The sequence below is a fragment of the Polaromonas sp. P1_F1 genome (assembly GCF_056405795.1).
In genome coordinates this window covers 17,359-41,955 of the sequence record NZ_JBFUBJ010000010.1, presented here as the reverse complement: position 1 = coordinate 41,955, position 24,597 = coordinate 17,359, and the positions used below count along the sequence as shown (strand labels likewise).

The following is a 24,597-nucleotide window of genomic DNA, read 5'->3' as shown; positions in this document are numbered from 1 at the left end:
CGCAGGCGCTTCGGGGGGTTACACCCTCTTCCAGTCGAACTTGGCTTTCTTGCCCGTGCCGAAAAGTTTCAAGGCACCGTCCTCACCCACCGCATTCGGACGAATGAAAATCCAGTTCTGCCAGGCCGAGAGCCGCCCAAACACGCGCGTCTCCATCGTCTCTTTCCCCGGGAAGCGCAACGAGGCTTCCATGCCGGTCATGGCGTCGGGCGAGAGCGAAGCACGCTCTTCCAGCATGATGCGGATCTCGTCTTCCCAGTCAATGTCGTCGGGCGTCAAGGTCACAAGGCCCAGCGCCAGCGCCTGATCAGCGCGCAGCGGGCTGTCGCCGAGTTTTTGCAACTGTGCAATGGTGGCATCGTCTTCGCAGAATCGGGTTTGCAGGCGCGTCAGGCCATTGACGGCGGGGAACCAGCCGAAGTTGGCCGGACTCAGTTGCAGCGCAGGCGCGGCGTCTGGTGAATCGGGCAAGTCCAGCATGTAGATGCGGTCGCAGGCCAGAGCCAGTTCGTAGAAAGTGCCGGCAAAGCACGAACCCGCATCGACCAGCGCAATCAGCGAACGGCTGGTGACGTCCAGCCGGGCCAGGGTGCGGCGCAGCGCACCCGTGGTTTCCTTGACCAGCCAGTGGTCTTTCAGTTTGGCCAGCGTTTCGTCCATGCGGATCACCTGGCCGGCATCGCCTGTGGTCTTGATGACCCAGGTGCCGACTTCCAGTTCGTTGGTGCGCAGGTTGAGGATGGCGTCATCCAGTTCGCGCTGCAATTTCAGCGGGTACCAGTTGGCGCCTGCGGCTTCGATGGCATCGGGCGTGGACTCAATGGCTGCGGCTGGCGCCTTCACCGTGATGGTGGCAATGCGCTTTTCACGGTCGACCTGCGCATCAACGAGGCTGTATCGGTAGCCGGCATCATCAATGACGGCCTTCAGCGGTGTGAGTTCAATGCCTTTTGAGGCTGCAGCCCTTGTAGACTGTGCGCGAAGTGCTTCAATTTCTGTAGCAAGCAGATCGCCAAACTGCTGCGGCTTGGCGTGGGCGTCGATCAGTTTCCAGTCCTTGGCGCGGTCGGCGCGCACGCCTTCGCTGGTGGTGCAGAAGATGTCTGCCAGATCGCGGCGCACCTTGCGCTTGTCGGTCACGCGGGTCAGGCCGCCAGTGCCGGGCAACACACCCAGCAAGGGCACTTCAGGCAGGCTGACGGTGGAAGAACGGTCGTCCACCATGATGATACGGTCACAGGCCAGGGCCAGCTCGTAGCCGCCGCCGGCACACGCGCCGGTCACGGAGGCAATCGCCTTGAGGCCGTCATGGCGCGAGGAGTCTTCCAGGCCGTTGCGGGTTTCGTTGGTGAATTTGCAGAAGTTGACCTTCCAGCCGTGCGTCGACAGGCCCAGCATGTAGATGTTGGCGCCCGAGCACCAGATCTTTTCCTTGCCCGACTCGAACACCACCACCTTGACGGCCGGGTGCTCAAAGCGCACACGGTTGATCGCGTCGTGCAGTTCGATGTCCACGCCGAGGTCATAGCTGTTGAGCTTGAGCTTGTAGCCGGGCTTGATGCCGCCGTCTTCGTTGATGTCCAGCTTCAGACGCGCGACGTCACCCTCCACGCTCAGCGTCCAGTGCTGGTATTTGCTGGGGTGGGTGGAGAAACTCACGAGCTCGCGCTCCTGGCCTTCGATGACCTGTTTGAATAAAAGCGGTTCTGTCATGGCGTTCATGGGGTGTCTCCGGTTATGCCCGTTCGACGGTGTCGCGGACGGTTGTTTTGGGAACGGCGCGTTCCAGGTCTTTGAGGCTTTGTTTCAGTGTGCGCGCAGCGGTATCAACCACGGCGTCGGCGCGGGCATAGAGCGCTTCGCGGCTCGAAAGGATGCGGCGGATGTCTTCCATCGCCTCGTCGGTCGCGCCGCGGGTCGTGTCGAAAGGCCGCATGTCGCCCTGGGCCACCACGCGGGCCATGTGTTCTTCGGGGCTGGCTTTGAGCCAGACGCAGTAAAAACGGCTTTGCAGCAAATCGAAGGTTTCGCGCTCGCTCACGATGCTGCCGCCCGTGGTCATGACAACGCCATCCGGGTGGTCTTCGGCGATGCGGAACAGCGCGCGGCGCTCATAGCGCCGGTAGCCGGCCTGCCCATGCAGCAGCAAAATTTCGTTCATGCTGGTACCGGCTTCGCGTTCAATCTCGCGGTCCAGCTCGATAAAAGGCACGCCACGCTCGGCCGCCAGCTGGCTGCCCAAGGTGGACTTGCCGGCGCCACGCAGGCCGATCAGCGCGACCCGCTGCTCGCGGCCCAGTGAGTCGCTGAGGCCGAAGGTGCTGCCGAGCAGGCTGTAGGCCTGGTCCAGTTGCGAATCATCCAGCCGCGTCAACAAGCCCTGCACACGGGCCAAAGCCGGCCGCGGCGCGTCCTGCAGCAGCTCAAGGATAGAGATGTTCAGCGCGCGGGCCGCGGCTTCCAGGGAATTGATCGAAACGTTGCCCTTGCCGGTTTCCACATCGGCCAGAAAGCGTTCGCTCAGGCCAGAGTCCGACGCCAGCTGTTTGCGCGTCATGCCCCGGCGCGCGCGCCACGCACGAACGCGGGCGCCCAGTTCACTGAGCGTGGCTTTCGATTCCTGTTCGGACATGATTTCCAAGAAGCACCTGTGTAAAAAGTCGCCCTTTCAGGGCTTTGCCAGTTGCATTTCGTCTAAATTGCAGTATACTTCAGGTTAAATTGATGTCAAGCAGTTTAGTGCATCTTTTATTTGGAGACTTCTTGATGAAACTCAAAATCCTTGTAGGTACCATGACCAGTACCGCCGACTATGTGGCACAGGCCATCCAGATGGATTGCGCAGACCTGGTCAACGACATTGAAGTCGAACTGATGGACAACCTGGACATCAGCGTCTTCGACGCTTCAAAGGCAGAAGATGCACTTTATCTCATCTGCAGTTCCACCTACGGCTCCGGCGATGTGCCCGACAACGCCCGCGCCCTCTATGAATCATTGAACGCCAACCCGCAGTTCCTGGGCCATGTGCGCTACGGCGTCATCGCGCTCGGCGACCGCACCTATATGCAGACCTTCTGCTTCGGCGGCAAGAAATTTGACGAACGCCTGACCGACCTGGGCGCCCAGCGCATCGGCGATATCTGGTGCCACGACGCCAGCAGCGGAACCATGCCCGAAACAGAAGGCACTGAGTGGTGCCGCCAGTGGCTCACCGGCGCACTGCAGACGCTGGGAGCAAGCCCGGCCACCGCTTGATCTGCATCATGAATTTATAAGAAATCGGCCCGTAGCGCTTGATGTGCATGCGCAAGCAGCTACCAAAATAATAGCAAGAGCAATCTGGAGACAAGCATGCAAGCAAGCACCGCAGACCATTCGGCAAGCCCGCCACGGGTAACCATTCCGCGCAATTACAACGCCGCGCACGACCTGCTGCAGCGCAATGCCGGCCGTGCGGGCAAGGTCGCCTTCATCGATGCCACCACCGGCGAGGCGCTGACTTACGGCGAACTCATCGACCAGGCCCACCGTTTTGCCAACGCCTTGCGTGCCCAGGGGGTGGCCCCTGAAAGCCGCGTGCTGCTGGCCATGCTGGACACGCCGCAGTGGCCCGTCGCTTTCCTCGGCTGCATTCTTGCGGGTGCGGTGCCCGTGGCGGCCAACACCCTGCTCACACCTCCCGACTTCGAGTTCATGCTGCGCGACTCGCGGGCACAGGGCCTTATCGTCTCCAGTGCCCTGCTCCCGGCCTTTGAGCCACTGCTCAAAAAAATGGACACGCTAAAAACCGTGATCGTCGCCGGCATTGAAGAATCCCCGCGATATCCCACGCTGAGTGGCGTCCTGCGTGCGCAAGAAGCTACCAAAACCATAGCAGACACCTGCGCCGATGGGGTCTGCTTCTGGCTTTACTCCAGCGGCTCGACCGGTGCACCCAAAGGCACCGTACACCTGCACAGCCACCTGATCCAGACGGCCGAGCTGTATGGCCGCGGCGTGCTTGGCATCCGGGAAGAGGACGTGGTGTATTCCGCTGCCAAGCTCTTTTTTGCCTACGGCCTGGGCAACGCACTGACTTTTCCCATGAGTGTGGGTGCCACCACGGTGTTGCTGCCCGCGCGGCCCACGCCTGCTGACGTGTTTGCATTGCTCAAAAAATACCAGCCCACGATTTTTTATGGTGTGCCCACCTTGTATGCGGCCCTGCTGGCCGATCCGGCCCGGCCGGCGAAGTCCGAGTTGCGCCTGCGCGTGTGCACCAGCGCCGGGGAAGCCCTGCCCGCTGAAATCGGAAAAAAATGGACCGCGCAATACGGCTGCGAAATCCTGGATGGCATCGGCTCCACCGAGATGCTGCACATCTTTTTAAGCAATCGTCCCGGCCAGGTGCGCTACGGCACAACCGGCCAGGCCGTGCCGGGTTACGGGCTGCGCATCATCGGCGACGACGGGCGTGAATGCGCCGACGGGGAAATCGGAGAGCTGCAGATCAGCGGGCCCAGCGCGGCCATCATGTACTGGAACAACCGCACCAAGACCAAAGCCACCTTTGCCGGCGAATGGACCAAGAGCGGCGACAAATACACCCGCGACGCTGACGGCTACTACACCTACGGCGGGCGCAGCGACGACATGCTCAAGGTCGGCGGCATTTACGTCTCGCCGTTTGAAGTCGAAGCCTGCCTGATGACGCACCCCGCCGTACTGGAAGTGGCGGTGATCGGCGTGGCCGACGCTGACGAACTCATCAAGCCCAAGGCCTATGTGGTGCTCAAGGCCGGGCAGGCCGCCACCGTGGACGAACTCAAGGCCCATGTGAAGCTGCAGCTTGCACCCTACAAATACCCGCGCTGGATTGAATTTGTGAGCGAACTGCCCAAGACGGCCACCGGCAAGATCCAGCGCTTCAAGCTGCGCCAGCCGCACTGACATGGAAAACCCCGGGAAGCAGGCAGCCGGAAAATACCCTGCGCCGGCGGGCCGAAAAAATGCGCAAATCGGGCACGGCTATTGCTTTAGGTGTAAACAATTTAATCTTCAATCTCGGGTTTTACACTAGGGCTGCATACACAACGCACGCTTACTATTCGTCTCACTGTCTTCAGTCTCAACCAGGAGCTATTCCATGACTTCACGCCGACTTGTATTGACCCGCAGTGCTGCCGTTATCGGTGCCGCTTCCACCGGCCTTTTGCTGCCCGAAATCGTGCGTGCGCAGTCCGCCAAGGTGCGTGTGGGTTTCATGCTGCCCTATACCGGCACCTTCGCCCAGCTCGGCGTCGCCATTGAAAACGGCTTTCGCATGGCCATCAACGAACAAGGCGGCAAACTCGGCGGCCGCGAGATCGAATACTTCAAGGTCGACGACGAGTCCGAACCTTCCAAAGGCATTGAAAACGCCAACAAACTGGTGCAGCGCGACAAGGTCGACGTGCTCGTCGGCACGGTGCACTCGGGCGTGCAGATGGGTATCCAGAAAGTCGCCCGCGACTCCGGCGTGCTGAGCCTGATCCCCAACGCCGGCGTGCACGCCGCCACGCGCAGCCTGTGCGCGCCCAATGTGTTCCGCGCGTCCTTTACCAACTCGCAGCCCACACGCGCGCTGGGCAAGGCCATGGTCGACCGCGGCCACAAGAAAGCCGTCTGGATCACCTGGAAATATGCCGCAGGCGACGAGGCCTTTGAAGGCTTCAAGGAAAGCTATACCGCTGCGGGCGGCACCATCGTCAAGGAGCTCGGCCTGCCCTTCCCGCAGGTCGAATTCCAGGCCTTGCTGACCGAAATCGCCGCGCTCAAGCCTGACGCCGTGGCCTGCTTCTTCGCCGGCGGCGGCGCGGCCAAATTCATCAAGGACTACGCCGCCTCGGGCCTGAAGGAAAAAATTCCCCTGTACGGCTCCGGCTTCCTGACAGAAGGCGTGCTCGAGGCCGCCGGCCCCGCTGCCAACGGCATCATCACGACCATGCACTACAGCGACTCGCTACCGACGCAGCGCAATGGCCAGTTCCGCCTGAGCTACGCCAAGACCTTCCGACTGCAGCCCGACGTCTACGCCGTGCAGGGCTACGACACCGGCCTGCTGCTGATTCAGGGCGCCAACGCGGTGAAGGGCGACCTGAGCAGCAAGCCGGCCCTCTACAAAGCCCTGGAAGGCGCCGTCATCGACAGCCCGCGCGGCAAGTGGACCATGAGCCCGTCGCACAACCCTGTGCAGGACATGTACCTGCGCGTGGTCGAGAACAAGGAAAACAAGGTGATTGGTGTGGCAGCCAAGGCGCTGGCCGACTCGGGCGCCGGCTGCAAGATGGCCTGAAGACGTGGCCCCCACGGTCGCTCACTTCGTGTAGCTCCCTGCCCCCCGAGGGGGCCGCCCGCCTGCGGTCTGGCAAAGCCAGTCCCGCGGCTCATGCTGGTATGAAGTCACATGGGCCGCCCCGCCTCATTCTTAGGTAAAACTGGTATGAGGTGTGCTTTCTGTCTTGTAGCATCCTCACCATGACGCTCACTACCTACCTCCTCTACGTCGCAGCAGTCGCCCTGCTGATCCTCACACCCGGCCCGACCATGCTGATGTGCATGACGAATGCGCTCAACCATGGTCCGCGCAAGGCCATGACTTCGGTGGCTGGAAGCGTCAGCGCGGTGCTGTGTGTGATGCTGCTGTCGGCCATGGGACTAGGCGCGTTGCTGGCGGCGTCTGAAACCGCCTTTACCGTAGCCAAGGTGATTGGCGCTGCATATCTGATCTGGTTGGGGATCAAGACCTTCCGCAGTGAAGCGGCTGTCTTTGATCCTGCCGCAGGTGAAGCACCAGCCCAGCGCCGTTCGTTTTTCCTGCGCGGCTTCCTGGTCGGCGCCAGCAACCCCAAAGCGGTCCTGTTCTTTGCCGCGTTCTTCCCGCAATTTTTGAATCCGGCCGCGCCCTTTGTGCCGCAGTTCGCCATCCTCGCCCTCACCTTCATGGCGTTTGAGTTCACCGTGCTGACCGGCTGCGCCTTGGGCGTGGCGCGCATCGCACCGCTGCTGAGATCCAGCCGGGCCGTGCGCTGGTTTAACCGCGTCTCCGGCGGTTTATTCACCCTGATGGGCAGCCTCTTGTTATTCACACGCCGTCACACCTAATCGGATTTATGGATCTCGCCAACTTCCTCATCCAGTTGCTCAACAGCGTCCAGTACGGCCTGCTGCTGTTCATGCTGGCCGCCGGCCTCACGCTGATTTTCGGCATCATGGGTGTGGTCAACCTGGCTCATGGCAGCTTCTACATGCTGGGCGCCTACCTGGCCTGGTCGCTCAGCACGCTGACAGGAAGCCTCACGCTGGCCATCCTGCTGGGCGCGGTGCTGTCGGTCGTCTTCGGGCTGGCTTTGGAGTGGTTGCTGTTTCGCCATTTCTACCAGCGCGACCACCTGGACCAGGTGTTACTGACCTTCGGCCTGATCTATATCTTTGAAGAAGTGCGCTCCATCCTCTGGGGCGACGATGTCCATGGCGTCACGATTCCCGACCTGCTGGGCGCCTCGATCCCGCTCACCGACAACCTCTCCTACCCGGTCTACCGCCTCTTCATGTCAGGCGTGTGCATCGCGCTGGCACTGGGCCTTCATTTCATGATCTCCAAAACCCGCCTGGGCATGAAGATACGCGCCGGCGCCTTTAACCGCGACATGGCCGAATCGCTGGGCATCAACATCAAGCTGATCCACGCCGTGGTGTTCGCGTTGGGCGTGGGCTTGGCCGCAGTGGCCGGCATGATCGCCGCGCCCGTGGCCAGCGTCTATCCCAACATGGGCTCGCAAGTCCTCATCATGTGTTTTGTGGTGGTGGTCATTGGCGGCATCGGCTCGGTGCGCGGTGCGCTGATTTCCGCCTTGCTGGTCGGCCTGGTCGATACCTTTGGCAAAGTGCTCCTGCCTTCGATGGCGGGCATGCTGGTGTATATGTTGATGGCAGGCGTGCTGCTCTGGAAACCTGAAGGTCTGTTCAAGCAATGAGCTCTGCCAAAGCAAATCTCGAAATCCTGCCGCGCGGCGTGCAGGTGGCGCTGGGCCTGGGTCTGATCGCGCTGGTCGCCTTCCCCTTCGTCGGCACCGACTTCTACACCCAGATGGTCACGCGCATGATGATCATGGCGATCTTTGCCATGAGCCTGGACCTGCTGCAGGGCGTGACCGGTCTGGTGTCGCTGGGCCACGCGGCTTACTTCGGCCTGGCCGGCTATGCGCTGGCCTTTTTAACACCCGCCGGCGAGCCTGTCAGCCTGTGGTGGACCTTGCCTGTGGCCGTGGCGGCCTCTGGCCTGGCCGCCCTCATCATCGGTTTCTTTGTAGTGCGCACGCACGGCATCTACTTCATCATGGTCACCATGGCCTTCGCGCAAATGGTGTTCTACCTCTTCTTCGACAACAAGGCGCTGGGCGGCTCTGACGGGCTGTACGTCAACTTCAAGCCGAGCGCAGCCATCTTCGGCTGGGTGCCCTTCGACCTCGACAAGAAGGTCACGCTCTACTACTTCACGCTCGCGGCCGTGCTGCTGGTTTACGCCTTCTTGCGCCGCCTGCTCTGGAGCCCGTTTGGCCGCACGCTGGCCGGCATACGCGTCAACGAGCACCGCATGCGCGCCATGGGCTTCGGCACCTTCGGCTACAAGCTCTCCGCCTTCACGCTGGCCGGCGCGCTGGCGGGTCTGGCGGGTTACCTGTGGGGTGCGCAAACGGGCTACATCAACCCCGAGCTCATGGGCTTTCACATGAGCGCGCACGCGATCATGATGGTCATTTTGGGCGGCATGGGCAATTTTGCCGGTGCCATCGTTGGCGCGTTCGCCTTTGAGTATTTGCTGCACGTCTTCAAGGACCTGCCGCAAATCGGCAGCGTCAACCTGGGCAAGCACTGGCAGCTGTGGATGGGCCTCTTTATCGTGCTGCTGGTCACGTTTGCGCCGCGCGGCATCCTGGGCTTGGTCGAAAAATTCACCCAGCGCAAGAATAAGGCGGAGGCTGGCCATGAGTGAAGTCCTCCTCAGTGCAAAGAACCTGACAAAACGCTTCGGCGGGTTGGCTGCCGTCAACGACGTATCGGTCGATCTCTGGCGCAACCACATTCACGCCGTCATCGGCCCCAACGGTGCCGGCAAATCCACGCTGACCAACCTGCTCTCTGGCGACTTGCCGCCGACCTCGGGTACGGTCACGCTGGGCGGGCATGACATCACTGGCTGGACACCCGAAAAAATCTCGGGCAAGGGACTGGGGCGCAGCTACCAGAAGACCAATATCTTCCTGCCCTTCAGCGTCTGGGAAAACGTGCGGCTGGCGTCACAGTCGCGTGCGCCGCATGCCGCGCACTGGCTCAAGCGTGCCACGAACTTCGCGGCAGTCAACACCCGCGCCGAAGAAGCGCTGGAACTGGCTGGCCTGCAACACCGCAAGCACAGCATCGCCGGCACTATCAGCCACGGTGAGCAGCGTCAACTCGAAATCGCCATGACCCTGGCCACCGAGCCGCAGGTGCTGCTGCTCGACGAGCCGCTGGCCGGCATGGGTGTGGCCGAAGCCGAGCGCATGGTCGCCCTGCTGCAGGCCATCAAGAAAAACCACGGCATCCTGCTAGTCGAGCACGACATGGACGCGGTGTTCGCGCTGGCCGACAAGCTCACCGTGATGGTCAACGGGCAGGTGATCGCCAGCGGCACGCCCGCGCAAATCCGCGCCGATGCCGGCGTGCAGGCTGCCTACCTCGGAGAGGAACACTGAGAATATGGCCCCCACGCTTTTCACTTCGAGCCTGCGGCGCGCTGCCCCTTTCACTTCACCAGGGGCTGGCCTTGCTTGGGGCGGCCCGGCGCTGCGGCCCCGCCTGGAGACCTTATGAGCATGGTTGAGAAACAGATCGACATCCTGATCGGCGCCCAGGACATTCACACCTATTACGGCGCCAGCCACGTACTGCGCGGCATAGACTTTCACGTCGCGCGCGGCGAGACCATAGGCCTCATGGGCCGCAACGGCATGGGCAAGAGCACGCTGCTCAAAAGCATCATGGGCCTCGTCAAGCCACGCTCGGGCTCGGTCGCAATCAACGGCAGGCCCATGACGGGCGCCCCGCCCTACGAAATCGCCCGCCTCGGCATCGCCTATGTGCCCGAAGGCCGCGGCATCTTCGGCAACCTCAGCGTGACCGAAAACCTCAAGATGGCGGCGCGCGCCGGCAGACCAGGAAGCGCCGCAGACGGCGTGGGCCGCAGAAACGACTGGACCTACGAGCGCGTGCTGGAGACCTTTCCGCGCCTGAAAGAACGCCTGAACCACGGCGGGCAGCAGCTTTCCGGTGGCGAACAGCAAATGCTGACGATCGGCCGCGCACTGATGACCAATCCCGACGTGCTGATCCTCGACGAAGCCACCGAAGGCCTGGCGCCGCTGATTGCGCGGGACATCTGGCGCATCTGCGGCCTGATCCGAGAGACCGGCATCAGCAGCGTGATCGTCGACAAGAACTGGAAACACGTCACCCAGATTACCGACCGCAATGTCATCCTGGTCAAGGGCCAGGTGGTATTTGAAGGCAGCTCGGCCGAGCTGCACGCCAAACCCGAACTGCTGGCGCAATACCTTGGCGTATGAGCCGGGAGTCACCATCCTGGCATGACTGAAACTTTGGCCGCCCAGAAATGTCCAAGCGCTTTTCCGTCAGTCCCTAGCCGCCGCTGCGGCCGGCTGGCAAAAGTTGGCAAGCCCAAGCGCAGGGCGCCGACGGGCGCACGCAACGCGGCGTCGGCCTGAACGCACAGTTCGCCCGGGAGCGGTCACCATGAAAGTATCACCGGCCACCTCAACGCTGGGCCTCACCGTGCTGGCCATGCTCGCCTTTGCGGGCAACTCGCTCCTGTGCCGCCTCGCACTGCGCAGCACACCGATTGACGCGGCCAGCTTTACAGCCCTTCGCATCGCTTCAGGTGCGCTGGTGCTCTGGCTTTTCATGTGGCGGCGTGGTGTCACGGCGACCGGCAACTGGCCGTCGGCCGGTGCGCTGTTCGTGTACGCTGCCGCATTCTCGCTGGCCTACGTCAGCCTGCCGGCAGCCACGGGCGCGCTGCTGCTGTTCGGCTCGGTGCAACTCACGATGCTGGGCACCGGGCTGGCCCTCGGCGAACGGCTGGACGCCAGGCAAAGCGCCGGCCTGGTAATTGCCGTGGCGGGCCTCATCGCGCTGTTGCTGCCCGGCGCCGCCGCACCAAGCTTGCCATCGGCCTTGCTGATGTTGCTGGCCGGCATGGCATGGGCGGTGTATTCGCTGCGCGGAAAACACGCCGGTGATGCGACGCAGGCCACCGCAGGAAACTTCCTGCGCGCCACACCACTGGCACTGTTGTTGGCCTGTTTGATGTTCCCGCAACTGATCTGGGACATGCGCGGGGCGGCGTATGCGGTGACCTCTGGTGCGATCACTTCCGGGATGGGCTACATCATCTGGTACGCGGCGGTGAGGCGGCTTCCCGCCACTACGGCGGCCTCGGTACAACTTTCAGTGCCGGCCATTACCGCACTGGGCGGCATCGTCTTTCTTGGAGAGCCGCTGGGCTGGACGCTCGCCGCTAGTTGCACGGCCATTCTGGGCGGCGTCGCGCTGGCCGTGCGCCCTTCGCCACCCAAAAGCTAAAGCAGCGAACGCAGCTCCCTCGCGGCATCCAGCAGCAAGGGCAGCAATTCGCGCCGCATGGCCTCCGGCCTCAGCCGCTGCGGCGACGACACCACATTGAGCGCGGCCACCGTGTGCCCCTGCATGTCACGCAGCGGCACGGCCAGGGCGTGGACGCCCAGCTCATGCTCTTCGCTGGCCACGCAGAAATCGTCAAGTCGCACCTGGTCCACCAGCGCCCTGAGCTTGCGCGGGTCGGTGGTGGTGTGCAGGGTCAGCCGGGCCAGGTTACCTGTGTCGGTCCTGGCTTTCAGCCATGCATTGAACCCGGTTTTAGTCTTGGCAGCCAGCAGCACGCGCCCGGTGGAAGTCGCATGCGCCGGCAGGCGCGCACCGAGGTGCAAGCCGTAAGCCAGCACGCGCGCCGGCGTCGCCCTGCCGCTGTCTGCCGGTGACTTCCACTCAAAACCGCTGCGGCCAATGATGACAATCTCGTCGCCGTCCAGCACTGCGACGGAAAACGACTCCTGCGTTTGCGCGGCCAGCCGGTTCAGCGCGGGTTGAACAGCGCGCGGCAGGCGTGCGGTGGCCAGGTAGCTGCCTGAAAAGCGCAGCACCTTGGCAGCCAGCCAGAAATAGCTGCCGTCGGTTTCCAGGTAACCCAGGTGTGTGAGCGTGAGCAGGTGGCGGCGCGCGGCCGCCCGCGTGATGCCCGCGCGTTCCGCCGCCAGCGTGGCGTTCAGGCGCTGGCGCTGCGTGTCAAAACTCTCGAGCACGGCCATGCCTTTGGCCATGCCTTCAATCATGTCGGGCTTGGCGATCGGGAAAGCGCCGGTTTTCAAAGCGGTTTTTGAGATGACCATTGCGCGATCATCGCACAAGTGAGCCGGACATCGTGCAAAGCCGCGGCCACGCGCTGGGCGCGGCGCACGCAGCCGCATAACCTTCTCGCTTGGGGCACATTGCCCGACAAATTGAACGGAGACACCATGCGCGTACAGGTAGCCATCGTGGGCGGCGGCCCCGCCGGGCATTTGCTGGGCCAGCTGCTTCATAAGGCCGGCATCCATGCCATCGTGATTGAGCAGCGCAGCAAAGAGTATGTGCTGGGACGCATACGCGCAGGCGTGCTGGAGCAAGGTACAACCGACCTGCTTGACGAGGTCGGTGTAGGCGGCCGCATGCACAAGGAAGGGCTCGTGCACGGCGGCTTTGCCCTCGGCTTTGGCGGCACCCATCACCGCATTGACCTGCAGCAGCTGACCGGCGGCAAACAGGTGATGGTCTACGGCCAGACCGAAGTCACGCGCGACCTGATGGACGCGCGCGCCGCAGCAGGCCTGGCAACCGCGTATGAAGCCGAAAACGTGAGCCTTCATGACTTTGACGGGCCACACCCCAAGGTGCGTTATGTGCAGCACGGCGTGGCGCACGAAGTGGAATGCGACTTCATCGCCGGCTGCGACGGTTTTCACGGCGTGAGCCGCGCCAGCGTGCCGGCCAATGCGCTGCAGACCTTTGAGCGCGTCTATCCCTTCGGCTGGCTGGGCGTGCTGTCAGAGACGCCGCCCGTTTCCCACGAACTCGTCTACAGCAACCACACGCGCGGTTTTGCCCTGTGCAGCATGCGCAGCCACACCCGCAGCCGCTACTACGTGCAATGCCCGCTGGACGACAAGGTGGAGAACTGGAGCGACGACGCCTTCTGGGACGAACTGCGCCGCCGCCTGGCGCCCGAGCTGGCGGAAAGCCTGGTCACAGGTCCCTCTATTGAAAAAAGCATTGCGCCGCTGCGCAGCTTTGTCGCCGAGCCCATGCGCTTCGGCCGCCTCTTCCTGGCAGGCGACGCGGCCCACATCGTGCCGCCCACGGGCGCCAAGGGTTTGAACCTGGCGGCCAGCGATGTGCGTTACCTGGCACGCGCGCTGACAGAGTTTTACGACGGTAGCGAGGCCGGTATCAACAGCTATTCAGACACCTGCCTGCGCCGCGTCTGGAAGGCTGTGCGTTTTTCCTGGTGGTTCACGTCACTCATGCACAAGTTTCCCGATGCAGGCGGCTTCGGGCAAAAGCTCCAGGAGGCAGAGCTGGATTATTTGATCCATTCGCAGGCTGCTTCAACGGCGCTGGCCGAGAACTACGTGGGCCTGCCGCTTTAAGCAGCCCTTTTCTGCGGGCCTTTCCTTTTGTCAGGCCGTGCTCGCCGCACTGATCGCCTGCCGGGCCCACACCAGCAACTGCGCCGGGTCATCGAGCAGCTCCGCAGGCGCGGCGTAGTACTTGCGCACCTGCACCACACCGTTCTTCGTCGAGTAGCTGAAGGGCTTGGAGCCCTTCTTCTCATATGCCGGCCGCGAGGCGTCGTCCACCCGGAAGTACAGGGTGTTGCCCATGACCATGGCGAACTGCTTTCCACGGTGCTTCATCGCATGACCACCAAAGAACTTTCCATCGCGGATGTCTCCCAATGGCACCAGTAGCTCCTGCACATAACGGACGAATTCGGCGCTGGCGCTCATGCTGCCCGCCCGGCTGCAGAGATTTTTTGTTTGATTTTCATGAAGGCCATTATGGCGATGGCCGCCTGCCGGCCGTCAGGCATTGCGGGTCATTGAAGGTGGCCGGATTGGCGCGGTCACAGGGAATGCTGCAATTGCCCGCACCCCGGCAAGCCGACTTGACGGATTCCTTGGCAGTTTGTTCCCAGTTGATATCAGCGCAGGCGCTGAGCAGGGCGACCAGGGCCGCGGCGATGGCAAGGCGTTTCATGAGGAAGCTCCGAAGCAGGATCAGGTGGTGTCGTCCGGCCGGGAAACCAGCAGGTCCCCCGGCTGGCAGTCGAGGAATTCGCAAATGCGCATCAGCGTGTCAAAGCGCACGCCCTTGACCTTGCCCTGCTTGAGCAAGGACAGGTTGGCTTCGGTGATGCCGACATACGCGGCCAGGTCTTTGGACCTGGCCTTGCGTTCAGACAGCATCACATCGAGCTTGACAACGATGGGCATGCGGCAAGCGGTGATCTGTGATCGGCGAAAGAGTCAGACGAACTGCGCGTTCTCTTCGGCCAGTGCCACTGCCCGCGCCATCACGGCGGCGATTTGCCAGACCATGCCGGCAAACAGCAGCGTCAGCAGTTCATTGCTGCCCATGCCCAGGGACAGCGCACGTTGGCCGGCCGGTGCGCCGGATGTCAGCACCAGGGTGATCAGCGTTGAAGACACCACGCTGGCCACCACCGACGCAAAAATACCGGCGGCAAAACCGCGCAGGTATTTGACAGTGCGCACACTGAAATATTCGGCCTGCGAAAAGCCGGAGAAGCAGCGCATGGCACACACCAGCCCGTACGACGCGCAGCACACCGGCAGCACGCCCAACAAGGCAGCAAAGCTTTTCTGGGCCAGCGTGACGTCAAGCGCCGCAGCCTGCGATGCCGACAACACAACCCCGGCGCGCAACAACAGGCTTTCAACGGGCGTACTGAGCAGGTGGTAAGCCACCGCCAGCGGCAATGCCACCGCCAGCAAGGCACAAGCCCAGGCCAGCACGCTGCTAATACCCTGAACATCCGGCCCGGCGGGGGCCATGGGAGTTGCCGTATTTTTCAAGGGAGCACCTCTTTGCCTTGTTTAAAGGCTTCCAGTGTCTCAGATTAATTACTGTTAAACAATAATTAATAGTCATAAAACAGAAATTTTCTTCCCCTCCAACCAACCGGCAATGACACCTGTGAAGCCGCCACTCAAGGGTTTGAGGTAAATTGACCCCACAACCGCCCGGTGCCCGACGCTTTGCGGCCCCCACCCGTTCACAGTGACCTCCATGCCGCCCTCACCCTCCAAACCCAACCCCGCCAAAGCGCTCCAGCCGATGCAGTCACTCAAGGGCGTGCGCGTGCTGAGCCTGGCGCTCAACCTGCCGGGCCCGGCCGCCCTGATGCGCTGCCGCGAGATGGGCGCCCGCTGCATGAAGCTGGAACCTCCGCCGCACGAAGGCGCGCCGGCCGGCGCATCGGGTGACCCGATGAAGCTCTACAACCCCACCGCCTATGCAACCCTGCATGCGGGTGTGCGCATCGCCACAGCCGACCTGAAAACCGAACGCGGCCAGACACTGCTGCACCGCGAACTGGCCCAAACCGATGTGCTGCTCACGTCGTTCAGGCCGGCGGCGCTGGCCAAGCTGGGGCTGACATGGAAAGCACTGCACAAACAGCACCCGCACCTGAGCCAGGTCGCCATCGTCGGCAGTCCGGGGGAACGGGCTGACGAGCCGGGCCACGACCTCACCTACCTCGCGCAGAACGACCTGATCACCGGTGTGGACCTGCCCGCCACGCTGTACGCCGACATGGGCGGCTCACTGATGGCCGGCGCAGCCGTGCTGCAGGCCGTGATGCACCAGCGGGCGAAGGGCAAAGGTGTTTTTCTGGAAGTGGCCCTTTCCGGCGCAGCGGCTTACCTGGCCCTGCCCCGCGCCTGGGGACTGACCCAGCCCGGCGCGGCAGTGGGCGGCGGACATGCGGGCTACCGCGTTTACCGCTGCAAGGACGGGCGCGTGGCACTCGCCGCGCTGGAGCCGCACTTTGCCGCGAGCCTGTGCGCGGCGGCTGGTATGGCGGCCTCCAGCATGAAGGCCATGTTTGCGCCCGCCATGCATGCGGCTATTGAGGCCTGGCTTCTGGGCAAGACGCGCAAGGAGCTGGACAAGCTGGCGCAGGACCAGGACATCCCACTGCATTCGCTATCAAATTAGGAGCTTCTTGCGCTTGTCCTTATTGATCAAACGGCCGATTTGATGCACGAACCGGATGCGCCGGTACCCTCGCGCATCAACATAGGGTGGAGGCTGCCGGCCGCCTTTGCCAGCGCTGCCCCAGCAACACCTGCCTGACGAAACCGTACAGGGCCCACAACAGCAGCAAGGGGATCACCAGCGTCTGCAGCACAAAAATCACAATGAGCCGGACGATGTGTTCGGTGGCCTGCTCGGCCGCCCGCTTAAGGTTCTCGAAGTGTTTTGTCACATCGCCGTTTTTTGCCAGCCAGTCTTTCAGGCTGTCCACCAGGCCGCGGTTGTCGGGTGCTGCGGCAGCCGGCGAATTGAGCTGGCTGGCCTTGCCGGTGGCGCTGTCGATCAATTGCTGGCTGGCGGCGTAGTCGGCCGCGAGGAATTTTTGCCACAGTATGTCGGTGCCCAGCGTGACCACCGGAACCGCAAAGCGCAGCATCAGCAGGATCACCAGCAGCCTTGACAGCCACAAAGGCACGTGCGGCCTGCGCAGGTAACACCACCACCAGCCCAGCACCGTGGCACTCAGCGCCAGCGATACCGGCCAGTAGCTGCCGATGCTGATCAAGGCTTTTTGAACGCCGAACGCGACACTGGCCGCCAGCATCAAATGCGAAAACTGCTCCACCAGGTCGTTGACCGGATCCAGGATTTGCCCCGGCGCAAACGTGACACCCACGCCGAAAGGCTGCACCGAAGCTTCGGTCCCCTGCGCCACCGAAATCACGCCGTTGAGCAGCCTGGCCGTGGCAAAACTCAGCAGCGCCCTTTTCAGGCCGGCATCCACCTGCCGCATGGCGGGGGCATCCAGCGGCGCCAGCCATGCGCAGGCCAGCACGGCGGCCATGGTGAAAGCGGCAAGTGCTTTGCGGGCAATGTCCATGGTGTCTCCAGAAGGTGTGAATGAAGCCAGGGCCAGTGGAAGGTCTGAGGCCTGGCGGCTTGCCTCCACTTATCTTGCCAGAGAACCCCATCACATGCGGCCATAACTACCCTCTCCTGCTGATCGCAAGGAATCCATGACGGTGAAGCGGCGTCATGCACCGGTCTTCACGCGGACAGCTCCATCAGGCCGCAGGTATTCACGCACCATCGCACGCGCCCGGTGAATGCGGCTTTTGGTGGCTTCGCGGGTGAGCTGCAGGCGCTGCGCTATTTCGGTGATGGTGAGCTGCTCCATGTCGCGCAGCAAAACCACCTCGCGGTACATCAGCGGCAGGGACTCCAGCGCACGGACCAGGTCGATGCGCAGTTCGTCCTGCGGCATCTGCGCAAAGTACTGGTCCTTGTCGTAGTCGGTAAGCGCCTGGGTGCCGCGCATCAGCGCAAGCGCCGGCAGCATGCACAGCCGCGCGATGATCTTGAACATCCAGCCGCCCAGGGCTGCGGCGTCGCGCACGGTGCCGACGCGGCGGTAGATGATGATGAGCGCCTCCTGCACCACGTCTTCGATGGCCGAGCCGCGGTGGCATTGGTAGCGGGCGTAACGGCGGGCATCGGGCTGCAGCTGCCGCAGCAGCGAAGCCAGCGCGGCCGGGTCACCGGCCTGCGCTGCGGCAAAAAGCGCCGTTTCAATGGCCATCACCAAGGGCCCGGCTTTTCCAGCTTGCGGCCCACCATGGCGCAAGCCGGGCAAAAACCCAACAGCCCTGTCAGCACTGCGACCACGCCGGCGCAGGCCGCGAGCAAACCAAGCGGCGTCACACCCAGCACCAGCAGGCCGCAAACGACCATCAAGGCGCCGGACACACCACGCGCCCACCGCTCTTTGGGCCCCACATTTTTGCGATAGAACATGAACTTTCCTTTAGCTGCCGTCAAAACCGCGGCATCGCTGCAAGGAGAGGTCATGCGGGCAAAAGGATTCACGTTGGGGAAAATATTGTTGAAATATTTGCTGGAATATCGTTCGCATGAAGAACCGGCCAAGCTTAGCCGGGCATGCCGGAGCTGCCGGGCTACTAATTCGCGCATTCCGGGGCTATCAATTCGATAGCTGCTCGCGCATGTTCCTATTGGGTCAGAAGCCAATTTCGTCATAAAAAAGGCTCCATCGGAGCCTTTTTACCTCGAAATGCCTGCGTTGGCAGCGCCTAGCGGCCCTTGCGGCCACCGGGCTTGCCACCGGCGCCCTGCGCCAGCGGCGGCAGGCCGGTGTGGCGCGTCAAGAGGCGCCCCTTGACCACCGGCGAAGCTTTCACCGTGGCGGCAGTGCCGGTCGAGTTCTTGCGCCGCGCGCTGGTGTAGCTGCCGTCGGTCATCGGCTGGAAGGTCGGAATCAGGTGGTGCTTGCCGTTACCGATCAGATCCGCCCGGCCCATGGCCTTGAGCGCTTCGCGCAGCACCGGCCAGTTGTTCGGGTCGTGGTAGCGCAAAAAGGCCTTGTGCAGCCGGCGGCGGCGCTCGCCGCGCACGATGTCCACCGTCTCGCTGTCGCGCGTGATCTTGCGCAGCGGGTTCTTGTTGGTGTGGTACATCGTCGTGGCCGTGGCCATCGGGCTTGGGTAAAACGTCTGCACCTGGTCGGCGCGGAAGCCGTTTTTCTTGAGCCAGACCGCCAGGTTCATCATGTCTTCGTCGCTGGTGCCCGGGTGGGCGGCGATGAAGTACGGAATCAGGAACTGCTTCTTGCCGGCTTCCAGCGAATACTTGTCGAACATCTGCTTGAACTTGTCATAGCTGCCGATGCCGGGCTTCATCATCTTGGTGAGCGGGCCCTGCTCGGTGTGCTCGGGCGCGATCTTGAGGTAGCCGCCCACGTGATGGCTGACGAGCTCCTTCACGTACTCGGGGCTTTGCACGGCCAGGTCGTAGCGCAGGCCCGAGCTGATGAGAATCTTCTTCACGCCCTTCAAGGCCCGCGCGCGGCGGTACATCTTGATGAGCGGGTTGTGGTCGGTGTTGAGGTTGGAGCAGATGCCCGGGTACACGCAGCTTGGCTTGCGGCAGGCAGCCTCGATTTCGGGCGACTTGCAGCCGATGCGGTACATGTTGGCAGTCGGCCCGCCCAGGTCGGAGATCGCGCCGGTAAAGCCCTTGACGGTGTCCCGGATGGCCTCGATCTCACGGATCACCGAATCTTCAGAGCGGCTCTGGATGATGCGGCCTTCGTGCTCGGTGATGGAGCAGAAGGTGCAGCCGCCGAAGCAGCCGCGCATGATGTTCACGCTGAAGCGGATCATCTCCCAAGCCGGGATCTTGGTGGCGCCGTCATGGCCGCCGTTTTCGTCGGCGTAGCGCGGGTGCGGTGAGCGCGCGTAGGGCAAGTCGAAGACGTAGTCCATCTCGGCCGTGGTCAGCGGGATGGGCGGCGGCGTGATCCACACGTCGCGCGCCGTGGCGCCCTCGCCGTGGGCCTGCACCAGGGCGCGGGCGTTGCCGGGATTGGTTTCGAGGTGCAGCACGCGGTTGGCGTGGGCGTACAGCACTGCGTCGCTCTTGACCTGCTCGTAAGACGGCAAGCGGATCACGGAGCGGTCGCGCGGCGGAACCTTGATCTTGCCTTGCGCGGTGTGCACCGTGGACGGCAGGTTGGGGTTGGCGACGAAAGTCAGCGGCTTGATGGCCGGGTTGGCTGCAGCGGCAGGCTTGGCTGCCTTGGCGACTACAGGCGAGCCTTTCGCTTCTGCCTCAACCGCCACTTCAGCGGCTTCATCTTCCCGCGCGCAAGTAGCGCCCTGCTCGCGCGCCTGGTCGGAAATCATCAAATACGGGTTGACATGCGCTTCGACCCGGCCCGGTGCATCCACGCTGGTGGAATCGATTTCAAACCAGCCGTTGGCGGTTTCGTCGCCGCTGCGGCGGATGAAGGCCGTGCCGCGAACGTCGGTGATGCTGGCGACTGGCTCTTTGGCGGCCAGGCGGTGGGCGATTTCGACAATCGCGCGTTCGGCATTGCCGTACAGCAGCAGGTCGCATTTCGCATCGACCACCACGCTGCGGCGAACTTTGTCGGACCAGTAGTCGTAATGCGCGATGCGTCGCAAGGACCCTTCAATACCGCCCAGGATGATGGGCACGTCTTTGTAGGCTTCGCGGCAGCGCTGCGAATACACCAGGGCCGCTCGGTCGGGGCGCTTGCCGCCGATGTCGCCGGGCGTATAGGCATCGTCGCTGCGGATCTTGTGGTCCGCCGTGTAGCGGTTGATCATCGAGTCCATGTTGCCGGCAGTCACGCCGAAGAACAGGTTGGGCTTGCCCAGCACGCGGAAAGGTTCGGCGCTTTGCCAGTCGGGCTGGGCGATGATGCCGACGCGAAAGCCTTGCGCCTCCAGCATGCGGCCAATGACGGCCATACCGAAGCTCGGGTGGTCTACATAGGCGTCGCCGGTGACGATGATGATGTCGCAGCTGTCCCAGCCGAGCGCGTCCATTTCGGCCCGCGTGGTGGGCAGAAATTTGGCCGTACCAAAGCGGGCCGCCCAGTACTTGCGGTAACTGGTGAGCGGCTTGGCGGCGCGCGTAAAAAAGGAGACGTCGACAGGGGCGTTCATGGACTTGAGGTAACCCTCTTGGGTAACCCTCCATTGTAAGGTTTACCCTGAGTTTTGCCTCTTTATTCGGCATTTAAGCCCTACAAACACCTGTCCATGCGCTATTGGCATGTTTAAAGTGGCCTCATGACCACGAATGGCCACGAATTACCCCGCATCCTTACTCCATCATGCCCATGAGCCCTTTCACTGCGGCCCTACTTGCCGACTCCATTCTGGTGCTGCACGTGGCGATCGTCGCCTTTGCCGTGCTCGGCCAACTGCTGTTCATGGCCGGCGGCTGGCGCGGCTGGGCCTGGGTTCGCGCGCCGTGGGTCAGGCTCACGCATCTGGCGTTGATCGGCTTTGTGGTGGCGCAAAGCTGGCTGGGAGAGGTCTGCCCGCTCACCATTTGGGAACAGGCCCTGAGGCTGCAGGCCGGGCAAGCCAGTTATGGCGGCTCCTTCATTGAGCACTGGCTGTCGCGACTGATCTTTTTCGACGCGCCCGCCTGGGTGTTCATGACGGCCTACACCGGATTCGGCGTGCTGGTGCTGCTGAGCTGGTGGTGGTGGCCGCCCCGCTGGAAGCGCGCCAGGCCCCGCAGCGCCTAGCCGTGCTGCTCGCGGCTGTCCGCCGGCGCCTCGTCGCGCTCATTCAGCCCGTAGTCACGCAGCACGTGGGCCACGCGCAGGCGGTAGTCCTCAAACACGCCGCCGCGCCCGCGGCTTTGCGCCTTGCGGTGGGACTCAAGGCGGCGCCATTCCATCACGGCGGCTTCGTCCCTGAAGAATGAGAGCGATAGCAGCTTGCCCGGTTTGCTCAGGCTTTGAAACCGTTCAACGGAAATAAAGCCGTCGATTTGCTCAAGCTGCGGTTTGAGCGCTGCGGCAATATCAAGATAGGTTTGCATGTTGCCCCCGGCGGGCTGCACTTCAAAAATGATGGCGATCATGTGGCGCTTTCAGTCGTGGTACTCAATCAGAAAAAACCGGGATGCGGGCATTCAGGGAGGGCCGGTGGTGCCAGCCTCCCGGTTTCGGCAACCGCAGCTTGCCTGAATCCAGCAAGGCCTGGACGGCCGCGGAAGCAATGATGCAGGCCAGCGACTGCCCCGGGCACTGGTGTGCGCCCCTGCCGAAGCCGGGCACCTCACGGCTTGCGCGGTCCAGCAAAAACCGTTCGGGCTCCGGGTTGCACAAGGGGTCGCGGCCGGCGGCCGCCAGAACCACCAGGATGGCATCGCCCGCCTTCAGGGAAACCCCCGCCACCTCCGTTGCCTCTGCCACAAAACGGCGCGTGTTGTGGATGGACGGGTCGTGGCGGCTGACCTCGTTCACCATCTGAAGCAGCTTGCTCCTGTCCTGCCCCATGGTTTCGGCCAGGCCCGGCTGCGTGGCCAGGGCCACCAGGCTGTTCCCGACAAGGCCGGCAGTCGCCTCGCAGGTCTGCGACAGCAGGCCGACCAGGTTGGCGAGCAACGCTGCGGCGTCATTCCAGCCCGCCTTCTGCGCTTCCAGCCGGACACGGGCGACGGCGCTCTCCGGGTTTGCCTCCGCCTGCACCAGCACCGAGAACCTTGCCAGCAAGGCCGCTGCTGCATCACCCGCCGCAGCCAGTTGCTCCGGCGTGCTGAGCGGCGAGAGGCAGGCCACAAAGTCGCGCGTCCAGCCCGCAACGCGCGGCAGCTCGGCCTGCGCAAAACCCAGGGCATCGGCGACTGCCATCACAGGCACATCAAAAGCCCATTGCGACAACGCCGCTCCGCGCAGGGGTTCGCCACCCATGGCCTTCGCCGCAATCAAGCCGGTGCGCTCGCCAACACGGTCCAGATCCAGCGCGGCCAGGAAACGCTGCAAGGCCAGTTTGGGTGCGTCGTGCCGGATGCCGTCGTTCATGCGAACCAGGTGGCCGAACACCTCACCCGCCGCCGACCCGACGATGGCCTGCGGCACGGGCTCAGCCGCAGGCCGTACGCGGCACGCCGGGTTGCGCAGCACGGCATTGACCGCGGCCGCACTGGTGGCGACCCAGAGCTTGCGTGCTGCGTCAAACACCAGCGGCGGGCCGGCCACCAGCGCGGCGTAATAAGGATAGGGGTTGGGGTGGCTGGGCGCCGCGAGGACGTGTTCGGGATGCTGCATGAGCGCCATTTTTGCCCAGGTGGCCGGCGGGATGCTTCGTTGCGGGGCGAAGTGTTGGCAGTTGCCCGCCGAATGCTTACGTGCGGGGACATGGATACAACCTGCCGGCAGGGTTAAAGAGCTTCGAAGCAGCTGTTTGGGGGATTCACCGGCCCTGAAATGCTAAAAATCAGCATTTTCAGAACGAAAAGTGCCGACAGCCCTTATGTAACAAGCGCGAGCAGCTATCAACTTAATAGCAAAACGCATCTACAACACAAGGTGCCTTACAGGCCCCTGGCCGGCAGCACCTGCCCACGGCACTCGCCAAAACCAATCCGCCGGAAGCCTTCGCGCACGCAGCTTGCACGCAGGATGACGGCGTCCCCGTCCTGCAGGAAGGTGCGCTTTTCGCCATTGGCCAGGGTCAGCGCATTCTTGCCGCCCGAGCTCAGCTCCAGCAACGAGCCGGCCTGTTCCGGCGCCGGGCCTGACAGCGTGCCCGAGCCCAGCAAATCGCCGGGCTGCAGGTTGCAGCCGTTGACGGTGTGGTGCGTGAGCAGCTGCGCCACCGTCCAGTAGGCGTCACGAAAGTTCGATTGCGACAAGCGCTCGGGGCCCCGGCCAGCTTCCCGCATGGCCTCGGTCTCTATCCACACTTCCAGCGCCACATCCATACCACCCAGGCGGCGGTTGCCTTCCGAGTCCAGGTACGGCAATGGCTGCGGGTCGCCTTCGGGCCGCACGAACGGTGCGCGAAACGGCGCCAGCGCCTCCATCGTGACGACCCACGGCGAGAGCGTGCTGGCAAAGTTCTTGGACAGGAACGGTCCGAGCGGCTGGTATTCCCAGGCCTGCACGTCACGCGCCGACCAGTCGTTCAGCAGCACCATGCCAAAGGCATGTGCTTCAGCTTGAGCCATGGCGATGGGCTCGCCCAGCGCGTTGCCCTGCCCCACCAGCACGCCGAGTTCCAGTTCGTAGTCAAGTCGCTGGGTGGGACGCAACACAGGTGCCGCGTCGTCCGGGCCTTTGGTCTGGCCCATCGGGCGGGGAAAGGCCTGGCCGCTCACACCGATGGACGACGCGCGGCCGTGATAGCCGATGGGAACCCACTTGTAGTTGGGCAGCAGCGGTGCGTCAGGCCGAAACAGCTTGCCGACGGTGGTGGCGTGGTGGATGCCGGTGTAGAAGTCGGTGTAGTCGCCGATGCGGCAAGGCAGGTGCAGGGTGACCGAATCCTGGGGGGACAAAAAGTTCTTCCACTCAGCTTGCTTTGAGCTGCCCTCTGCGAGGCCTCGCGAGATCGCCGCTCGCAGCGCACTGATCGTCGCCGGGTTTTGTGCCATCAACTCATTCATGTCACCGGTATCGAGCAGCCCGGCCGCCCGAACATCCAGCACCTGGTCGCCAATGGCCACGCCAATCTTCCGCTCCCCGCCCGGCCCATGGCTGTAGGTGCCAAAAGGCAGGTTCTGGATCGGAAAGTCTGTTCCCGCGTCATTCGCAGATGCGACCCAGCTGCGCAGCTCAGGGTCGTGGGTGGCGTTGAGGGACTGGTTCATGCG

Annotated in this window: 26 protein-coding genes and 1 pseudogene; 13 read left to right on the top strand and 14 right to left on the bottom strand. The window is 63.1% G+C overall.

The annotated features are described in order from the left end of the window. Nucleotides 1-18 precede the first annotated feature (18 nt). Entirely contained in the window at nucleotides 19-1,713 is a 1,695-nt protein-coding gene (gene boxC / locus AC1DZE_RS21130) for a 2,3-epoxybenzoyl-CoA dihydrolase (RefSeq protein ID WP_477669622.1), read from the bottom strand. Between the two features lie 22 nt (nucleotides 1,714-1,735). Next, complete coding sequence (locus AC1DZE_RS21125; protein ID WP_477665943.1) at nucleotides 1,736-2,632, bottom strand: helix-turn-helix transcriptional regulator; 897 nt, start codon at nucleotides 2,630-2,632, stop codon at nucleotides 1,736-1,738. 134 nt (nucleotides 2,633-2,766) lie between these two features. On the opposite strand from AC1DZE_RS21125, the gene AC1DZE_RS21120 reads away from it, so the two are divergent. From AC1DZE_RS21120 to AC1DZE_RS21075, 10 genes and pseudogenes are all read left to right on the top strand, one after another. Next, nucleotides 2,767-3,258, top strand: coding sequence for a flavodoxin domain-containing protein (locus tag AC1DZE_RS21120; protein ID WP_477673302.1), 492 nt, complete (start codon nucleotides 2,767-2,769; stop codon nucleotides 3,256-3,258). Between the two features lie 96 nt (nucleotides 3,259-3,354). Then, nucleotides 3,355-4,932, top strand: coding sequence for a benzoate-CoA ligase family protein (locus tag AC1DZE_RS21115; protein ID WP_477673303.1), 1,578 nt, complete (start codon nucleotides 3,355-3,357; stop codon nucleotides 4,930-4,932). A gap of 196 nt (nucleotides 4,933-5,128) precedes the next feature. After that, nucleotides 5,129-6,316: an ABC transporter substrate-binding protein gene (locus AC1DZE_RS21110; protein WP_477700508.1), complete on the top strand. Its 1,188-nt coding sequence runs from the start codon at nucleotides 5,129-5,131 to the stop codon at nucleotides 6,314-6,316. 182 nt (nucleotides 6,317-6,498) lie between these two features. After that, nucleotides 6,499-7,125, top strand: a complete 627-nt coding sequence (locus tag AC1DZE_RS21105; protein ID WP_457280737.1) for a LysE family translocator — start codon at nucleotides 6,499-6,501, stop codon at nucleotides 7,123-7,125. An 8-nt stretch (nucleotides 7,126-7,133) separates the two neighbouring features. Then, nucleotides 7,134-7,997 (top strand): branched-chain amino acid ABC transporter permease, encoded by an 864-nt coding sequence (locus AC1DZE_RS21100; RefSeq protein WP_477669408.1) that lies wholly within the window; start codon nucleotides 7,134-7,136, stop codon nucleotides 7,995-7,997. Further along, nucleotides 7,994-9,016 carry a branched-chain amino acid ABC transporter permease gene (locus tag AC1DZE_RS21095; RefSeq protein ID WP_477669407.1) on the top strand — a complete coding sequence of 341 codons (1,023 nt, stop codon included), beginning with the start codon at nucleotides 7,994-7,996 and terminating at the stop codon, nucleotides 9,014-9,016. The genes AC1DZE_RS21100 and AC1DZE_RS21095 overlap by 4 nt, the downstream gene beginning before the upstream one ends. Next, nucleotides 9,009-9,527 (top strand): annotated as a pseudogene (locus tag AC1DZE_RS21090) (ABC transporter ATP-binding protein); the annotation flags it as partial. The gene AC1DZE_RS21095 and the pseudogene AC1DZE_RS21090, both read left to right, overlap by 8 nt. A 15-nt stretch (nucleotides 9,528-9,542) precedes the next feature. Then, nucleotides 9,543-9,758, top strand: a complete 216-nt coding sequence (locus tag AC1DZE_RS21085) for an ABC transporter ATP-binding protein C-terminal domain-containing protein (RefSeq protein ID WP_477673711.1) — start codon at nucleotides 9,543-9,545, stop codon at nucleotides 9,756-9,758. 114 nt (nucleotides 9,759-9,872) lie between these two features. Next, nucleotides 9,873-10,628 (top strand): ABC transporter ATP-binding protein, encoded by a 756-nt coding sequence (locus AC1DZE_RS21080; RefSeq protein WP_477669405.1) that lies wholly within the window; start codon nucleotides 9,873-9,875, stop codon nucleotides 10,626-10,628. A 187-nt stretch (nucleotides 10,629-10,815) separates the two neighbouring features. Then, nucleotides 10,816-11,664, top strand: coding sequence for a DMT family transporter (locus tag AC1DZE_RS21075; protein ID WP_477700507.1), 849 nt, complete (start codon nucleotides 10,816-10,818; stop codon nucleotides 11,662-11,664). Here AC1DZE_RS21075 and AC1DZE_RS21070 read toward each other — a convergent pair. Continuing rightward, the gene (locus AC1DZE_RS21070) at nucleotides 11,661-12,506 is read right to left on the bottom strand and encodes an IclR family transcriptional regulator domain-containing protein (protein ID WP_477673730.1); all 846 of its coding nucleotides are present in this window, start codon (nucleotides 12,504-12,506) and stop codon (nucleotides 11,661-11,663) included. The two genes, AC1DZE_RS21075 and AC1DZE_RS21070, sit on opposite strands and share 4 nt — an antisense overlap. Before the next feature lie 126 nt (nucleotides 12,507-12,632). Between AC1DZE_RS21070 and pobA the strand changes: the two genes are divergently transcribed. Continuing rightward, nucleotides 12,633-13,802 carry a 4-hydroxybenzoate 3-monooxygenase gene (pobA, locus tag AC1DZE_RS21065; protein ID WP_477669402.1) on the top strand — a complete coding sequence of 390 codons (1,170 nt, stop codon included), beginning with the start codon at nucleotides 12,633-12,635 and terminating at the stop codon, nucleotides 13,800-13,802. Nucleotides 13,803-13,832: 30 nt separating this feature from the next. Here the strand turns inward: pobA and AC1DZE_RS21060 are convergent, their stop codons facing one another. The 4 genes from AC1DZE_RS21060 to AC1DZE_RS21045 are packed head-to-tail and all read right to left on the bottom strand — an operon-like array spanning nucleotide 13,833 to nucleotide 15,251. Further along, the gene (locus AC1DZE_RS21060) at nucleotides 13,833-14,162 is read right to left on the bottom strand and encodes a TfoX/Sxy family protein (protein WP_477669401.1); all 330 of its coding nucleotides are present in this window, start codon (nucleotides 14,160-14,162) and stop codon (nucleotides 13,833-13,835) included. A gap of 49 nt (nucleotides 14,163-14,211) precedes the next feature. Further along, on the bottom strand, nucleotides 14,212-14,412 hold the full coding sequence (locus AC1DZE_RS21055) for a hypothetical protein (RefSeq protein WP_477648716.1): 201 nt from the start codon (nucleotides 14,410-14,412) through the stop codon (nucleotides 14,212-14,214). A 20-nt stretch (nucleotides 14,413-14,432) separates the two neighbouring features. Next, a complete protein-coding gene (locus AC1DZE_RS21050) occupies nucleotides 14,433-14,648 on the bottom strand; it encodes a helix-turn-helix domain-containing protein (RefSeq protein ID WP_092127875.1) in 216 nt (71 codons plus the stop codon). Between the two features lie 33 nt (nucleotides 14,649-14,681). Beyond that, complete coding sequence (locus tag AC1DZE_RS21045; protein WP_477665937.1) at nucleotides 14,682-15,251, bottom strand: DUF2975 domain-containing protein; 570 nt, start codon at nucleotides 15,249-15,251, stop codon at nucleotides 14,682-14,684. 214 nt (nucleotides 15,252-15,465) lie between these two features. On the opposite strand from AC1DZE_RS21045, the gene AC1DZE_RS21040 reads away from it, so the two are divergent. Continuing rightward, on the top strand, nucleotides 15,466-16,398 hold the full coding sequence (locus AC1DZE_RS21040) for a CoA transferase (protein ID WP_477669400.1): 933 nt from the start codon (nucleotides 15,466-15,468) through the stop codon (nucleotides 16,396-16,398). Between the two features lie 76 nt (nucleotides 16,399-16,474). Here the strand turns inward: AC1DZE_RS21040 and AC1DZE_RS21035 are convergent, their stop codons facing one another. The 4 genes from AC1DZE_RS21035 to AC1DZE_RS21020 all read right to left on the bottom strand — a co-directional run bounded on the left by AC1DZE_RS21035 (nucleotide 16,475) and on the right by AC1DZE_RS21020 (nucleotide 20,927). Then, nucleotides 16,475-17,317: a hypothetical protein gene (locus tag AC1DZE_RS21035; RefSeq protein WP_477669399.1), complete on the bottom strand. Its 843-nt coding sequence runs from the start codon at nucleotides 17,315-17,317 to the stop codon at nucleotides 16,475-16,477. A gap of 153 nt (nucleotides 17,318-17,470) precedes the next feature. Further along, entirely contained in the window at nucleotides 17,471-18,016 is a 546-nt protein-coding gene (locus AC1DZE_RS21030; protein ID WP_477669621.1) for an RNA polymerase sigma factor, read from the bottom strand. Then, the gene (locus AC1DZE_RS21025; RefSeq protein WP_477669398.1) at nucleotides 18,016-18,474 is read right to left on the bottom strand and encodes a YgaP family membrane protein; all 459 of its coding nucleotides are present in this window, start codon (nucleotides 18,472-18,474) and stop codon (nucleotides 18,016-18,018) included. The genes AC1DZE_RS21030 and AC1DZE_RS21025 overlap by 1 nt, the downstream gene beginning before the upstream one ends. Nucleotides 18,475-18,527: 53 nt before the next feature. Then, entirely contained in the window at nucleotides 18,528-20,927 is a 2,400-nt protein-coding gene (locus AC1DZE_RS21020; protein WP_477672371.1) for a YgiQ family radical SAM protein, read from the bottom strand. Between the two features lie 176 nt (nucleotides 20,928-21,103). On the opposite strand from AC1DZE_RS21020, the gene AC1DZE_RS21015 reads away from it, so the two are divergent. Further along, the gene (locus tag AC1DZE_RS21015; protein WP_477700506.1) at nucleotides 21,104-21,520 is read left to right on the top strand and encodes a DUF2784 domain-containing protein; all 417 of its coding nucleotides are present in this window, start codon (nucleotides 21,104-21,106) and stop codon (nucleotides 21,518-21,520) included. Here the strand turns inward: AC1DZE_RS21015 and AC1DZE_RS21010 are convergent. The 3 genes from AC1DZE_RS21010 to fahA form a co-directional block, all read right to left on the bottom strand. Next, nucleotides 21,517-21,861, bottom strand: a complete 345-nt coding sequence (locus AC1DZE_RS21010) for an antibiotic biosynthesis monooxygenase family protein (RefSeq protein ID WP_477672373.1) — start codon at nucleotides 21,859-21,861, stop codon at nucleotides 21,517-21,519. The genes AC1DZE_RS21015 and AC1DZE_RS21010 overlap by 4 nt on opposite strands. A 22-nt stretch (nucleotides 21,862-21,883) precedes the next feature. Further along, entirely contained in the window at nucleotides 21,884-23,050 is a 1,167-nt protein-coding gene (locus AC1DZE_RS21005; protein WP_477672374.1) for a cytochrome P450, read from the bottom strand. 266 nt (nucleotides 23,051-23,316) lie between these two features. Then, nucleotides 23,317-24,594, bottom strand: coding sequence for a fumarylacetoacetase (gene fahA / locus AC1DZE_RS21000; protein ID WP_477669393.1), 1,278 nt, complete (start codon nucleotides 24,592-24,594; stop codon nucleotides 23,317-23,319). Nucleotides 24,595-24,597 lie beyond the last annotated feature (3 nt).